This window comes from Psychrobacter sp. SHUES1 (assembly GCF_001652315.1).
In the GTDB taxonomy this organism is placed as follows: domain Bacteria; phylum Pseudomonadota; class Gammaproteobacteria; order Pseudomonadales; family Moraxellaceae; genus Psychrobacter; species Psychrobacter faecalis.
In genome coordinates this window covers 83,740-98,335 of record NZ_LXWA01000042.1, presented here as the reverse complement: position 1 = coordinate 98,335, position 14,596 = coordinate 83,740, and the positions used below count along the sequence as shown (strand labels likewise).

Below are 14,596 nucleotides of genomic sequence, written 5' to 3'. Positions count from 1 at the left end.
AAACCAAACGTCGAAACTGGGTTCTAGCACAAGTTAGGATTGCGCCCGTAACTCAGCCAATTGCTCATACAAACGCTGGGTATTGGCATCGATAAGCGAGCCTTGCTGATGAAAGGCGTCAAGATGCACCTCGGTATTTACGCTGTCTTCGCAAGGTCTGACATCGACACCGATTAAAAACAGATCTTGCATGACCGGCTGCTGCATTTGCGCGTTGAGCTCAAATAATAAGTCTTGATGACCGGCACGCACTTTGTCCGCACTTAACGACCTGTTGTCATCTTGCGCATAAAAAACCAGCAGATAATGACGCCCAAAGACATTATAAGAGTGTTCATGACGCACGTAGCCATTCCAGCGTGAATCTTGGTCAATCGTTCTATGCGCCAAGATTTTTTCTACCAAACAAGCATAGGTATACATGGACTCATCGACCAAAATATCAACCTGCTTTTTTGGCAGCGGCGTACCCACGTCATAACACGCTCTGACCAAGCTATTAAACAGCTTGTACCACATGCGCGTGTTCTTTTGAATCTCTGCCATCAGTGCTTGAGCAAACTCCGCCTGCTCAGGCTCTGCTGCTTTTAGCAGTCGTGGTTCAATCTCTGCTATCAAATTATGGCTGACCAGTTGTTTTTGAACCTCAATCGCCCTTTGGTGAAAATCTGGCGACTGTAAAAACTGAGCAAGTAAGGTTGATTCGTCTTGAAACGCGTCAAATCCCGCAAGCTTACGGCGATGAAAATCTAAAAATGCCGTTAAATCACTGGGCGTCACCAATTGCTTGAGTATCTCAGTGAAGTTTTGATAGCTAAAGTCTTGCAAGACACTTTCTTCATCGTCCAAATCTAACACACAGTCTTCTGCAAAAAACTGACTGCCATATTCATAGCCAACCGCATATGAGGCAGTTTCTACAGGTTTGCTCTGTTGGCTATTACGATAACTATTCTGATAGCGGTTTCGATAAAGGTTTTGAGCATTGTTTTTTGTAGTGTTTTTTTCAGCAATCTCTTGATGCTGCACCGAAAGGGCAGTCAAGCCAATAAAATAAATCGCTTTGTCTGCCGTTTGGTCAGATGTCAACTTAGTTTTAGACTGGTTTTTAGAATCATTTTGATAGGCAAGCGCCTGTTCATTCTTCAGATACAATTGAGCGTGTTGCTTAATCAACTGATTGACAACCTCTTTTCTCCAAACACGCACCTGAGTGCTATCGATATCCTGTCTATCAGCCTGTATCGTCACATCATTGACGATAAGGTAGACCACAGCATTAGAAAACTCAAAGACAAAATCATAACCCTGAAGATATTCAGGGTTATGATTTTGTCTGGAGTTAAATCGTACAAAGATAAAAAGTTTTGCTGAATCATCTGCTGCCAAATCGACGCTGGTACTTGCTGAGTGTCCATAACATCCCTATCCATAAGGTCTCATAAAACACTTGAGACCATTCCGTTAAAAGTACAAAAAGCCTTCTTATGTTCAGTTTAGTCCCAGCATCGATTTATGGCAAGTAGAGCAATCTAGCTTTCGAACTTGCGGCGCATATGCGGGAATAAAATCACATCGCGAATACTGGCCGAGTCGGTAAATAGCATCACCAAGCGATCGATACCGATGCCCTCGCCTGCTGTTGGCGGTAAACCATAAGATAAGGCTTCAATATATTCTTCATCAAAATGCATGGCTTCATCATCGCCTGCATCTTTTTCAGCGACTTGATCATGGAAGCGCTCCGCTTGATCGGCAGGGTCATTGAGCTCACTAAAGCCATTGGCCAACTCACGACCACCGATAAATAACTCAAAGCGATCGGTGATTTCAGGATTGTCATCGTTACGGCGTGCCAGCGGTGAGGTTTCAGCTGGGTATTCTGTGATAAAAGTCGGCTGACGTAACTGATGCTCAGCAGTTTCTTCAAAGATAATGGTCTGCAATTTACCCACGCCAAAGACGTCTTTGACTTGTTGTTTAAGCGTCGTTGAAGCATATTCTGCAAGATAATCACGGTCGTTGATACGCGATATATCGAAGTTTTCGGCATATTTAGCGATGGCATCAGACATCGACAAGCGGATAAATGGGGCTTTTAGGGTAATCGCCTCGCCTTGATAAGTCAGCTCCGTGGTGCCCAAAATATCCATTGCCAGCTCATTGAACAAGCGCTCGGTCAAATCCATCAAGTCATGATAATCGGCATACGCCTGATAAAACTCAATCATGGTAAATTCAGGATTATGACGGGTTGAGACGCCTTCATTACGAAAACTGCGGTTAATCTCAAATACCTTTTCAAAGCCACCAACCACTAAGCGTTTTAGATACAGCTCAGGGGCGATACGCAAGTATAGCGGCATGTCTAAAGCGTTATGATGGGTCACAAACGGACGCGCAACCGCGCCGCCTGGAATAGGATGCATCATTGGCGTTTCAACTTCCATAAAACGCTCATTTAGCATAAATTTGCGAATACCGCTGATAACCTGACTGCGAATCACAAAAGTATCGCGCGTGGTCTCATTGGTCATCAAATCAAGATGACGATTGCGATAGCGTGCTTCGACATCGGCCAAGCCATGGAACTTATTTGGCATCGGACGTAGCGCTTTGGTCAATAGAGTCAACGCTTCGATATGGACATATAAGTCGCCTTTGCCAGAACGACCGATATAACCAGATACCCCAACGATATCACCCAAATCTAGCGATTTGATCGTCGCTAGTGTCTCTGGGTCTAGCTGTTTGCGTGCTACATATAACTGAATACGACCGGTCATATCTTGAATCACGATAAACGCGCCGCGATTGAGCATCACGCGACCGGCTACATTTACCTGAGTTTTTTCACCATTGGCAATTTTATCTTCAATTTCTTGCTTTGAGATACCGTCAAAAGCGGTTTGTAAATCCTGAGCATAGTCCATGCGCTTAAAGGTATTCGGATAAGGCTGCTTACCTGATGCTTTGATGTCATCCAGCTTGGTTTGCAGTTGAGCAATCAGCTCGTTCGCGTCTTCTGGGGTTTGCTCTTGATTCGGATTTTGATTGTTGTGCTTTGACATAATACTCTCAAATTATTAGATAATTAAAGGAATAAACGAAGTAGAATTAAAATAAAACGTTCAAATAAAACTTATTTTTAATATAAAAAAATAGCAAAATCGTTCTGATTGTTGGCGTCCAGCTTAGGGCGTGTCCTCATTTTAAAAATGGTGATAAAAATGAGATAAATTGCCGTCAAACGAGGAAAATAGCGCAAATAATATCGAGATATTAATCAGCTATTTGACGATGTTTGACAAAATTTAGCCATTTTTAGCCCATTTAGATACAAGCGCTTGAATTGAGGACACGCCCTAGCTAACTTAGACAGTTTGTGCTTTTAATCACCGCCGCCGATACTGGCCATCAAGTCTGCTTGGTGTTCACGCAGCAGCGCATCAAGGATTTCATCTAAGTCGCCTTCCATAATCGAATCAAGTTTGTATAACGTCAAATTGATTCGATGGTCGGTCATACGGCCTTGCGGGAAATTATAGGTACGGATACGCTCTGAGCGATCACCACTACCGACCAAGTCGCGACGTATTGAGTCCGCCACATCGACTTGTGCTTGTACTTTTGCTTGCTGAATTTTGGACACCAGCATTTTCATCGCATGGGCACGGTTTTTATGCTGACTGCGTTCTTGTTGACACTCTACCACGGTACCCGTTGGAATGTGGGTCAAACGTACCGCCGAGTCGGTGGTGTTAACGTGCTGACCACCGGCGCCGCTTGAGCGAAAGGTATCCATTTTAATATCGGCAGGATTGATATCGACGCTATCATCAATCTCAACCTCTGGCATAACGGCAACCGTACAGGCTGAGGTATGGACACGACCTTGGCTCTCGGTTTCAGGTACACGCTGGACGCGGTGCGCGCCCGACTCAAACTTTAAACGACCATAAACGCTATTGCCCGACACACGAGTAATGATTTCTTTATAACCGCCATGCTCACCCTCATTGGCTGATAAAATCTCTACCGTCCAGCCTTGATTTTGCGCATATTTTTGATACATACGGAACAAATCACCTGAGAAAATCGCCGCCTCATCACCGCCTGTCCCCGCTCGAATTTCCAAGAAAGCAGGCACTTTATCATTGGGGTCTTTTGGCAACATCATGACGTTAAGTGCTTCTTCCATCTCAGCAATGGTCTTACGCGCACTGTCAATCTCATCCTGCATCATCTCTTTCATTTCAGGGTCTGATGATTCCGCAAGCATCGCCTCTGCATCCGCTTGATCCGTCTCTGCCCGCACATAGTTCTGCCATAACGTCGTGATCTCCATCAAGTCACTATGCTCAACGGACAATTCACGGAATTTATTATTATCGCTGATGACACTTGGGTCGGATAATAAAGCGGTGACCTCTTCATAACGGTCTACCATCTGGTCTAAACGCAGGCGTAAGGATTCTTTCATAAAAGGACTTTTTTAAAATGAGTAAAATAAGAGAGTAATTATAGCAAATTTTTGCGCTTAATTTAAAACCTCTCAGCAATCTTGCCATTATATTCACAAACTGTCCGATTTATGCCTAATTACACTCAAATCTGAGCTGACTTTTTCTCTTATTCTATAGTTAAAGCAAAATACGGCACAAAAAAAATAGCTAAGAATACTCCTAGCTATTTTTATGGTTAAAACAGAGCTTCTATTAACTATTAAACCTTACGAACCAGTACCGAACCAATCGAGTAACCGGCGCCAAATGAGCAAATCACACCCAAATCACCAGAGTTTAGCTGATCCTTGTAGCGATGGAACACAATCATAGGACTTGCGGAGCTGGTATTGGCAAACTCATCAATGACACTTGGTACAATCGCTTTATCAGCTTCTTTACCGATAACGGTACGCAAGATTAAATCCAGCATATTGGCATTGGCTTGATGCAACCACATCATCTTCACATCAGACGTTGGGATGTGGTTTTCTTGCAAGTGCTCGGTGATAACTTCTGATACCTTTGGACAGACTTCACGGAAAACCTTACGGCCGTTTTGTAAAAAAAGTTTGTCAGTGACCGGCTCTTTGATATCGGGGTACATCTCAGTCTGCGCTGCTAAGAACTCAGAGCGATCCATAAAGCCATATTCGTTTTTGATATTGGTCGAAAACTGAGTGAATAACTTGGCGTTTAGAATCTCGTAGCCTTTTGGCGTATCAAGCTCTTCTACGATACAAGCTGTTGCAACGTCACCAAAAATAAAGTGGCTGTCACGGTTGCGCCAGTTTAGATGCGCTGAGGTAATCTCAACGTTCACAACCGCAACGCGTTTGGCAAGTCCCGAAACGATAGAACCATGTGCTTGCGATAGACCAAAAGTCGCGGCACTACAAGCAACGTTCATATCATAAGCAAAGCCACCAATCATACCAATCTCATTTTGAATCTCGATAGAGACCGCAGGATAAGTACGCTGGAAGTTTGAGCACGCAAGAATAATACCGTCTAAATCATTGGCCTCAAGACCTGCATCAGCGAGCGCATCTTTTAGTGCAGCAGCGCCCATTTCTGCCATGATAGACAGCTCTTCGCCCAAATTACGATAGGCAATGACAGGTGCCATAATTTCAGGGTCTAAGATACCGTCCTTTTCCATCACATAACGTGATTTGATGCCCGATACTTTTTCGATAAAGGCCGCTGATGAGTGCTCTAGCGCCGTAACTGTACCAGCTTCAATCGCGTCAGCATGTTTGGCATTATAATTATCAACATACTGGTTAAATGACTCTACTAACTCTTCATTACTAATGCTATAAGGGGGGATATATAGGCCAGTGCCCGTGATACAAGTCGTCATGATACGCTTCCTTGTCTACTACGATGGTGCTTGCAATAAGCATAAAAGTGGAGAAAAACAACAGTCGTCTAATTTTTGGTGAATAACTGTAAACTTAAAATAAGTGCCTTTATTATGCCTGAATAATATAATTTTTCTAATACTTTGTTACAAATAATCCATTTCTTAATGAGAATAAGTAAAGATTGGCTTCATTTGTCGACAGCTGCGCTATAATTGCTGTGAATTATCATCATTTGGTTGCAACTTGTTTGTTAACTCTCGCTTTACTTTTTACTTTTGGAATAGCAATGGCGGAACTCTTAAACTGGTTATTTGGGCAGTATGCTGACTACTCGACCCTATTTATTGCCTTAGAATTGATTGCGGTCATATTTGGGGTCAGTAGCGTCTTACTTGCCAGCAAAACCAATATTTTGGTTTTTCCTATTGGATTGGTCAGCACCGCTATTTTTATCTATCTACTTTGGAAATGGCAACTGTTCGGCGATATGTTTATCAACGCCTACTACAGTATCATGAGTATTTATGGTTGGATAAATTGGACGCAAAATAAGCACAATACAGACATCAAAAAGCATCATGACCATATAAATCCAACCAGCCAGCAGCAAGATGAACACACCTATAATGCGGACGCTCACTCTGCCATTGACGTTGAACATTTAAACAAAAAAGATCTCCCTATTCTTACTGTACTGGCGGCAGCGACCGTCGCCTTTGTCGCTTTGGTCTATTATTTTAGACCTGTTATCAATAATAACTTTAGCTTTGATGGCGCGGTATTGGGCTTGCACTTATTTACCTGGGTCGATTACACCGACATGCTGACCACCGCGCTGTTTTTAATGGCGATGTGGCTGATGGCGCGGCGTAAAATCGAACACTGGCTACTTTGGATTATTGCTGATGCGATTTCCGTGCCGCTGTATTTTTATAAAGGTCTAACTTTTACCGCGCTACAGTACGTAGTCTTCACTCTCATCGCAATCTGGGCATACTATGAATGGCAACGACGCTACCGCTTACAATCTCACGCAGCATACGCCTAAATCGGTCTTTAATGTCGCGATATTAGGGGCAGAAAGCACCGGCAAGACCACGTTATGCCGCGATTTGGCTGCGCATTTTGGCAGTCCGTGGGTACCAGAATATATGCGCACTTACCTGCAAGCAAAATGGGATAACGAGCAACTGACTTGCACGTGGGATGATTTACTACCTATCGCGCAAGGTCAAATTGACTTAGAAAATAAACTTGCCAAACAAGCCGCGCAATTGCCTGATAATAACCGTTATTTATTCTGTGATACCAGTTTATTTGAGCTGATGGTGTATGCCAACTGGTATTACGGCGACTGTCCTAAAGCGCTTACTCAAGCGGCATTAACGCACCATTACGATTTGATACTCTTGACCGAAGTGGATATCCCGTGGGTCGCCGATGATTTGCGTGATAGCCCGCATCAGCGTGAAGATATCAGTGCTTACTTTGCCAGTCAGTTAACTTTGCATAATAAAGATTTTCAACGCATCGGTGGCGATAGAGTGCAACGGGTGCAACAAGTGGCTAAATGGCTAAATGGCTAAATGGCTAAATGGCTAAAAAGAATAGAAAAATAACCCCAAATCTTAGGCAAAAACCTATCGTGCCTGTAGGAATTATTTTTGAAAGCTGCCCTATTTACGATGATCGCTTTAATAGCTTTTGCCGCCAATTCTTTGCTTTGTAGAATGGCATTGGCAGACGGCGCAATTGATGCCTGGAATTTTACCGTTATCCGCTTGCTTAGCGCTGCCGCGTGCCTTGGTCTTATCATGCTGCTGCAAGCGTATTTTTTAAGAAGAAACCGTTTAAGAAGAAATACTTCAAAACAGACTGGCAATACTGATAAGACCGTTTTACAAGACACAGGCGATTGGTTTAGTAGTCTTTGCTTAGTCATATATGCGCTATTTTTTTCAGTGGCTTATCAAGCGCTTGATACAGGGACGGGGGCACTTATTTTATTTGCTGCCGTGCAGCTTACGATGATTGGTTGGGGCATCTATCACAAAGAACCATTAACTCGCGTACAGTGGACAGCACTTTTGATCGCATTGATAGGTTTTATGTACTTGATGCTGCCATCAGCTAGCACGCCTTCCTTGTCGGCGGCGCTTATAATGGCAATAAGCGGTAGCGCTTGGGGTATCTATAGCATACGTGGTAAAAGCTGCGTTTCGCCGCTCAGAACGACGGGCTTTAATTTTATACGAAGTCTAATTGCAGTGCCGATATTGGCATTAATCGGTCTGGGTTATTTAAATGATATCAGCATGACAGGTGTCATATTGTCAGTCGCATCGGGTGCTATCGCTTCTGGTAACGGTTACAGTATCTGGTATAGGGCGATGCCACTCTTAAAAACGACCCAATCAGCGGTGGTGCAACTTTGCGTACCAGTACTTGCTGCTCTACTCGGTATGATATTTTTGTCAGAGAAATTGACCTTAGATTTTATTATCGCAAGCGTAGTGATATTAGGCGCAGTGTTGGTCTTTATTTTAAACAAAGGACAAGCAAGACCTTACTGACTAGATCGTGCAGTGATAAAGCCGCCAGCTGATGTTACTCGCCAAAGTACGAACCACAACACGAAATTACATTCTTTATTGTATGATACGCCCTTAACGTAACAAATAAAATTCACATTAATTTTTGAGGACTATTATGAAAAAATTATTCGCTGTTGCCCCTTTTGCCGTACTACTCGCTGCTTGTGCGACCAGCGCGCCGACCACCACAACGCCACCAGCCAATACTCAACCAGTAACTCAATCATTTACTTGTGAAGACGACGGTCAAATCACTGCTGCTTATACTGCAAACGGTGAAGCTGCCAACCTAAACGTTACTTTACCAAAAGTTGGCTTAGACAACGCTAAAGTTAGCATGAAACAAGCCGTTTCAGGTTCTGGCGCTCGCTATGTCAACGATGTGAACCCACAGACCACTTACGATTGGCACACCAAAGCAGATTACGGCATCATGACCATCAAAACAGACAAAGGTCAAGAATACCAAGTTAATTGCCAACTATAATAATCATAAATAATGACTGGTAGTTGATAAACAGTGACTTAAGTAACATCTGTATTTTTACTTAAACCTATTTAAAGAAAAGAGCCAGCAGTCAAACTACTGGCTCTTTTTTGTGCCTTATTTTTTTATTCAAACTTATCTTTAATAAAAAAATTTAGGCATTTATAAGCAATTAAAAGAATGACTTATCAAAAGTTTCTTTTAAGCTTTTAGGTTCGCGGCGTTTGACATTGTTTAGCTTATGACGAGTTTCTGAAGCTATTTGATAGGCTTTTAGTCGCGACTGCTGCAAATTGCCAATCGGACGGTTTTCCTCTAGGCAGCGAAACGGCGTAAAAGACAGATTTTCCATAATGTCAAAATGACCGTCATCCGGCACATCTTGACAAGGAATTGTCAGTCTCGCTACCGTCACAAATGGCGCGTCCTTCTCTTTCCATTCGGTGGTGATCTCTTCAATCGGCTGCTTTTTAAGGTTGCGGCATAGCTGAATCTGGACGTCAAACTGATAATCATGCTCGCGTATTTCATCGATAATCAGCGGGCGAATTGCTTCCTCGCGTGCATTTACATCAAGCTCACGGCGGGCGATTTTTTTAGCCGCTGCTTTAGTTGGCGTGACTCTTATCTTTGCCATATAGTCGCCATGACGCACTACGCCTTGTGAATGAAAATCATAAAGCAAGGTGTTTTTTGGCTCAATGGTTATAAATCCGCCCAGTGCTTTAAAGGTTTTAAAAGACTCTTTGGTCGGTAATCTTGAGCCGTAATTGGTCAACCAATTAAAAGCCAATTGCGCTTTGCCTCTTGCGCCTTTTTCAGCGTATTTTGGCAGCTCTAAAAACAGCTTAGAGATATACGCATAATCTTCGATTCGATTACAGAAAAATACCGGATGATTGATTAAATTAAAATCAAAGTTAGGACTATCTTCTTCGCCGGGAGCGAGTTTTTCACCCGCTACGTCAAAGACCTTAATCGCTAAACCTTGCGCTAATCCAAGCTTACGATCAGGCGAAACGCGCGAGGCACCGTTAGAAAAACGAATGACGGCATCATGAATGCCTGCTTTGGCATACAGACCTTGCGCGTATTCAGCAGGCAAATTATCTACTATCTCAAACTTGGCTTTAAGGGCGCAGTAGCCTTTGGCATGGGCATCGCGCGTATGGTAATCGACGTTACTGGCTTTATCACTTCGAGCAATATAGTTTTTGATATCGTCGGTAATGGTGCGAATATTACGCTCGTCTTCTGCGCTCAGCGCAATATATTTTGAGTCATAAGGTACATATTTAGGTTTGAATAATTTCTTTAACATTTTTTTAATCCTTTTTTATCAGTAGTTATTCTTGTAAATGAAACGGTATTTTTAAGCTTTTAAGACAATTCACTCATCCATTTTAGCGCCGATAAGCTTGGGATAAATAAATACTCACCGCCGTACAAGGTATTGAAAGTTTCGATACCGTGATAGCGCTGACGAATTGGGTCAGCAGGTACGGTAAAGGTATCAGCAGCGGCGTCTTTATCGCCATGATGGACACCAAGCATCGGATCTTTTTCTTCTCCTAAGCTCATAAAATTACCATCATTAATCCATTGCGATTGTAAAAATTCAACAGTCTCCATAGCATGAGCATTGATACCAATAAAAAATAGCCCGCGCTCTTTGCCATCGTCCTCAGTCACATCGGGCGGCAACACCTCGCCAAAACCGACGCTGCGCCTAACGATACGGTGAATACGTACGTCTGATAAAATAAAGTCTTTGCTGTCTCTTGGATTCATACGCCGTACATGGGCACCAAATGGACATTTTTTGCCATAAGGATCGTCTTTATAGCCAAAGTTATTGTTGCGGTTGGGGTCATCGCCCAGTGCTTTATCATCGTGCTCAGGAGATAAGACCACAGGCGCACCTGAGCGCCAACGTCCCCACATTTTTGCGCCCAGTAACTCCGCTTCTTCGTCACTCTGCGTATTTTCTTTTAGAAATTTATTAAAGGCGGCGACATGACTGTTATAGGCACGCAATACCATAAACGAGCCATTTTTGCCCAAGACTTCTGGCTGCGGCATTGGTGCTATCGTGCCCGCCTCGCCTTCATAGCCTAATACGAACTCGCCTGCTGCTATCGCCTCACCGTCAAGACTTGGCGGCGTTTGAATACCGCTGCCTTGAATTTCTGGATTACTGATACCATCGCGGTAGCCAAAGACGTTTTTGACATTATTGTCTGAACCAAAAGCATGTTCCATAAGAATTACAATATCGCCATTGGCGGGATTATCTTCATTGATATACGACTGAATATTGTCTTGCAGCTCCTTTAGCTTTATTTGCCATTTCTCTTTACTATCAGCAATAATGGCCGCACCGACATGGATATCGCCTTTATCACCAAAAGGGGCAGCCCAGTTTTCGGGGGCATTGATATCGAAATCCTGCAGCTTTTCTGCGCGCTTGGCCATACCTGCTTTAAAGGATTCTGGAAAGCTATCCAATGACGACCGCGGCACGCCGAGCGCCTCTAAACCATCATAAGTCATGACAATAGATAGCGTCGCTTGCATGTCTTTATGCCACGCCTTACTGCCAGTCACGTCAGGTAAAACGGTTTTCAAAAGTTGGCGCCCAGCTTCTGCATTATTGATTTTCAGCGCAACGATTGTTCCATAATAAGGCGTTGGTCGATCGCGTAAAATAATGGATTGAATGTCTTCTAGCTGCATGGTGACGGTATTTGGATTAAAGACGCCGCGTGCTTTATTCGCTAAAGTCTCGATACCATCGCCGACTTCTTTTTTAATATCTGCTAACCAAGATTCAATATTGTTGTCTTCGATACGATTGCCAAAGTTATCCTTTAATTCATGCAGTTTGCTGGTTAAAGGATGATTATCTTTTGAAGTACTATCATTTTTATTATTATTTCCAGTGTTTTTACTCATTGTTAACCCTATTTTTATCATTGTCTGAGTTTACTTTGCCCTTACCTTTTATATCACCCAGCCCATTTAAAAATGGTGATATAAAAGGATGGCATAAATTAGTGATATCTTATTGTTTTATCACAAACTTTAAGACTGTGCTTCATCCAGCGCTTTATTAATGCCTTTAACAATGCGGTCTTGGCGGCGAATATCTTGAATAGTCAGATGCGGAACTCCTACATACCAACCAGCGGCAGTGATTTGATGATCTAAAATGAACTGTTTGACACTCGGGTCTTTAATGCCAGGCCAACCTTCAACGCTCCCAAATAAAATATCCATCAGTTCAGGAATTTTAGTGGCAAAGTCGTCGATATAAGGGTCCCAATCGCCATCATAAGCCGTACAAAACAACACTCTGGTATCATTGTCTAAAAACACAAAACGCAAGTCGTGCAACGTACCAACCCGCGTTGCCCCTGCCAAATTACCGCCAGCAATCTCTAAGACTTTTTTTAGCCGTTCTGCCCCACCTTCTTTTAACGGTGCAATCACCGTTAGCTCTGAAACTTTTCCGGATTTAAGCCCTTTCTCACCGGCAGTGGTCGTCGAATGGTCATAACCATCATCGCCGCCCTCTTTTAAATTAGCTATCAAAAGCTCAGCGCGCAACCTAAAGTCATCAATAGATTCAGTGATTTTAGCTTTTAAATCTTCAGAATTATCGATAATGCGCTTTTTGTTATTCTTAGCATCAGCGTCTTTAGCATTATTGTTCTTAGTGTCATTATTCATAATATTTGCCCTTATTATTATGTTGTTATAATTTGAAAAGCACTTTGTAAAAAAGATACTTTATAAAAATAAGCTGTCATTTCGCTATCAACTTATTAGTTTTTACCATAACAGACATAAAGAAAAACTCGAAGCGCAGCAAGTTATTCACACAAAATAGAACAGAGAGCAAACGTCACTACTATTTAATTTCGAACAAAGTTTTAGTATTGATATTATTTTTATTTTGCTCAAAGAGCGCTTTATTCGTTTATAAAGTTAAACAAATGACCTTTATCTTGTTTGGATAAAAAAATTGCTTGGATACGTTATATATCCAAGCAATTGAAAGTCACGGTATTCTTATACTTGTTTATAGTTATTAGTGTATCTACTCACTCAGCTATCAAAGCCATTGTTTAATAAAATGATATCTAAACCACAGTCACGTGCAAACGCGCATCCACATTACCGCGAGTAGCATTGGAGTACGGGCATACTTGGTGAGCCGCCTCAACAAGGGTTTGCGCTTGTACTTCATCGATACCAGACACCTCAACGTACAAATCGATATCTAAGTTATAGCTGCCATCGGCCTTCATACCAATACCAACTTGGGTCGAGGTCTTTGACGCAGTGATCGGCAGTTTCATGTGCTGCGCCGTCATATTTAAGGCGCTATCAAAACAAGCGGCGTAACCCATGGCAAAAAGCTGTTCTGGATTGACACCTTTTTTATCTTGCTCTTGAAAAGAAACCAAATCAAAACCTAACGAACCATCATCAAGACCGGTGTGACCAGAACGACCGCCGGTTGCTGTGGCGCGAGTTTTATAAAATATTTTCATTATCTATTCCTTATGTTTTATTTACACAAAATTTGATTCAATCAATCATGAGGCTGCATCAGTCTCAATAAGGCTAGTATAAGACTCAGCGCGACAATCTGTTAGAACATAGCTCCAAACCTCTTGCCCAATCCTACAAAACTCTATAGTATCGAGCAATTGTATAAAATAAGAAAAGCTAATGAATCAATCAACCATCGAGCAACTCCTATCGTTATTACCTAGAAACAAAACCATTGAATCCGCCGTTTCAGGTTTGTTTTTTTACTGTGCTGATAAACCCAGTAAAGCCGTCAGCTATATTCAAGAACCTAGTATCTGCATCGTTTTACAAGGTGCGCGCGAGATTTACTTAGGTGCCGACTGTCAAAGGTTTGACAAAAGTAATCTCATGTTTTGCCCCGTTAATATCCCTTTAAGCATGCACATAAGGCATGCGACGGTAGAGCGTCCGGTTATCGTGCTGTCTATGAAATTAAACCTTGTTATGATTAGTGAGGTTTTAGCAAAAATACCGCCGAAACTACCTAATACTGCAGGTCATTTAGGAATAAAGTGGCAATTGGACAGTACCATCATGGCGGCGTTTGAACGCCTGATACACTTGCTTGATTATCCAAATGATATTGGTTTTCTTGCTCCATTAATTCAGCAGGAGATTTACTATCGCCTGCTTATAGCAGAGCAAGGCAATAAATTGCGCCAACTGGTGGTCAATGGCAGCCATACGCACCGTATTAGCAAAGCTACCGATTGGATAAAGACGCATTTAAATGAGGCAATAGTTATCGAAGAATTGGCCAGTCGCTGCGGGATGAGTGTCTCAGGGTTTCATCATCATTTTAAGGAAATTACTCAGTTAAGCCCGCTTCAATACCAAAAAAGCCTGCGTTTGATGGAAGCAAGACGACTGATCCAAGCAAATGACACTCAAATCGCCCAAATCGCTATGCAAGTCGGTTATGAAAGCCCGAGCCAATTTAGCCGAGAATATAAACGCTTATTTGGCATCAGCCCGAGTGCTGAATTACAGGTCTAGAATTAAGCAGTCAAAATCAAAGAATATAAGTATTATCAAAAC

13 protein-coding genes are annotated in these 14,596 nt (G+C 42.5%); 5 read left to right on the top strand and 8 right to left on the bottom strand.

Annotation, left to right across the window (positions count from 1 at the left end; genetic code table 11):
• Window positions 1-33: 33 nt before the first annotated feature.
• The 4 genes from A7325_RS05420 to A7325_RS05405 all read right to left on the bottom strand — a co-directional run bounded on the left by A7325_RS05420 (window position 34) and on the right by A7325_RS05405 (window position 5,871).
• Entirely contained in the window at window positions 34-1,389 is a 1,356-nt protein-coding gene (locus A7325_RS05420) for a hypothetical protein (protein ID WP_227514945.1), read from the bottom strand.
• A gap of 143 nt (window positions 1,390-1,532) precedes the next feature.
• Window positions 1,533-3,071 (bottom strand): lysine--tRNA ligase, encoded by a 1,539-nt coding sequence (lysS, locus tag A7325_RS05415; RefSeq protein ID WP_068405322.1) that lies wholly within the window; start codon window positions 3,069-3,071, stop codon window positions 1,533-1,535.
• A gap of 320 nt (window positions 3,072-3,391) precedes the next feature.
• On the bottom strand, window positions 3,392-4,483 hold the full coding sequence (prfA, locus tag A7325_RS05410; protein ID WP_068405319.1) for a peptide chain release factor 1: 1,092 nt from the start codon (window positions 4,481-4,483) through the stop codon (window positions 3,392-3,394).
• A 242-nt stretch (window positions 4,484-4,725) separates the two neighbouring features.
• Window positions 4,726-5,871 carry a beta-ketoacyl-ACP synthase III gene (locus tag A7325_RS05405; protein ID WP_068405315.1) on the bottom strand — a complete coding sequence of 382 codons (1,146 nt, stop codon included), beginning with the start codon at window positions 5,869-5,871 and terminating at the stop codon, window positions 4,726-4,728.
• A 290-nt stretch (window positions 5,872-6,161) separates the two neighbouring features.
• Here A7325_RS05405 and pnuC point away from each other — a divergent pair, with 290 nt between their 5' ends.
• The 4 genes from pnuC to A7325_RS05385 all read left to right on the top strand — a co-directional run bounded on the left by pnuC (window position 6,162) and on the right by A7325_RS05385 (window position 8,956).
• Window positions 6,162-6,923, top strand: coding sequence for a nicotinamide riboside transporter PnuC (pnuC, locus tag A7325_RS05400; protein ID WP_068405312.1), 762 nt, complete (start codon window positions 6,162-6,164; stop codon window positions 6,921-6,923).
• Window positions 6,874-7,461, top strand: a complete 588-nt coding sequence (locus tag A7325_RS05395; RefSeq protein ID WP_068405309.1) for an AAA family ATPase — start codon at window positions 6,874-6,876, stop codon at window positions 7,459-7,461. Before pnuC ends, A7325_RS05395 begins: the two co-directional genes overlap by 50 nt.
• A 78-nt stretch (window positions 7,462-7,539) precedes the next feature.
• Window positions 7,540-8,448: a DMT family transporter gene (locus A7325_RS05390; protein WP_068405306.1), complete on the top strand. Its 909-nt coding sequence runs from the start codon at window positions 7,540-7,542 to the stop codon at window positions 8,446-8,448.
• A gap of 136 nt (window positions 8,449-8,584) precedes the next feature.
• Window positions 8,585-8,956, top strand: coding sequence for an MliC family protein (locus A7325_RS05385; protein WP_068405303.1), 372 nt, complete (start codon window positions 8,585-8,587; stop codon window positions 8,954-8,956).
• Between the two features lie 172 nt (window positions 8,957-9,128).
• Here A7325_RS05385 and A7325_RS05380 read toward each other — a convergent pair whose 3' ends face one another.
• From A7325_RS05380 to A7325_RS05365, 4 genes are all read right to left on the bottom strand, one after another.
• Entirely contained in the window at window positions 9,129-10,277 is a 1,149-nt protein-coding gene (locus tag A7325_RS05380) for a catalase family protein (RefSeq protein ID WP_068405300.1), read from the bottom strand.
• A 59-nt stretch (window positions 10,278-10,336) separates the two neighbouring features.
• A complete protein-coding gene (locus A7325_RS05375; RefSeq protein ID WP_082894296.1) occupies window positions 10,337-11,911 on the bottom strand; it encodes a Dyp-type peroxidase in 1,575 nt (524 codons plus the stop codon).
• Window positions 11,912-12,040: 129 nt separating this feature from the next.
• Window positions 12,041-12,688, bottom strand: coding sequence for a hypothetical protein (locus A7325_RS05370; RefSeq protein WP_226928921.1), 648 nt, complete (start codon window positions 12,686-12,688; stop codon window positions 12,041-12,043).
• A 413-nt stretch (window positions 12,689-13,101) separates the two neighbouring features.
• Window positions 13,102-13,515: an organic hydroperoxide resistance protein gene (locus A7325_RS05365; RefSeq protein WP_068405296.1), complete on the bottom strand. Its 414-nt coding sequence runs from the start codon at window positions 13,513-13,515 to the stop codon at window positions 13,102-13,104.
• A 181-nt stretch (window positions 13,516-13,696) separates the two neighbouring features.
• On the opposite strand from A7325_RS05365, the gene A7325_RS05360 reads away from it, so the two are divergent.
• On the top strand, window positions 13,697-14,554 hold the full coding sequence (locus A7325_RS05360; RefSeq protein WP_068405293.1) for an AraC family transcriptional regulator: 858 nt from the start codon (window positions 13,697-13,699) through the stop codon (window positions 14,552-14,554).
• Window positions 14,555-14,596 lie beyond the last annotated feature (42 nt).

What these genes read in the sequence shown, in the direction of transcription:
- A7325_RS05385 (WP_068405303.1), top strand. Translation starts at nt 8,585, where the DNA reads ATGAAAAAATTATTCGCTGTTGCCCCTTTTGCCGTACTACTCGCTGCT.
- lysS (WP_068405322.1), bottom strand. Translation starts at nt 3,071, where the DNA reads ATGTCAAAGCACAACAATCAAAATCCGAATCAAGAGCAAACCCCAGAA.
- A7325_RS05365 (WP_068405296.1), bottom strand. Translation starts at nt 13,515, where the DNA reads ATGAAAATATTTTATAAAACTCGCGCCACAGCAACCGGCGGTCGTTCT.
- prfA (WP_068405319.1), bottom strand. Translation starts at nt 4,483, where the DNA reads ATGAAAGAATCCTTACGCCTGCGTTTAGACCAGATGGTAGACCGTTAT.
- A7325_RS05360 (WP_068405293.1), top strand. Translation starts at nt 13,697, where the DNA reads ATGAATCAATCAACCATCGAGCAACTCCTATCGTTATTACCTAGAAAC.
- A7325_RS05370 (WP_226928921.1), bottom strand. Translation starts at nt 12,688, where the DNA reads ATGAATAATGACACTAAGAACAATAATGCTAAAGACGCTGATGCTAAG.
- A7325_RS05405 (WP_068405315.1), bottom strand. Translation starts at nt 5,871, where the DNA reads ATGACGACTTGTATCACGGGCACTGGCCTATATATCCCCCCTTATAGC.
- A7325_RS05375 (WP_082894296.1), bottom strand. Translation starts at nt 11,911, where the DNA reads ATGAGTAAAAACACTGGAAATAATAATAAAAATGATAGTACTTCAAAA.
- A7325_RS05380 (WP_068405300.1), bottom strand. Translation starts at nt 10,277, where the DNA reads ATGTTAAAGAAATTATTCAAACCTAAATATGTACCTTATGACTCAAAA.
- A7325_RS05395 (WP_068405309.1), top strand. Translation starts at nt 6,874, where the DNA reads ATGAATGGCAACGACGCTACCGCTTACAATCTCACGCAGCATACGCCT.
- pnuC (WP_068405312.1), top strand. Translation starts at nt 6,162, where the DNA reads ATGGCGGAACTCTTAAACTGGTTATTTGGGCAGTATGCTGACTACTCG.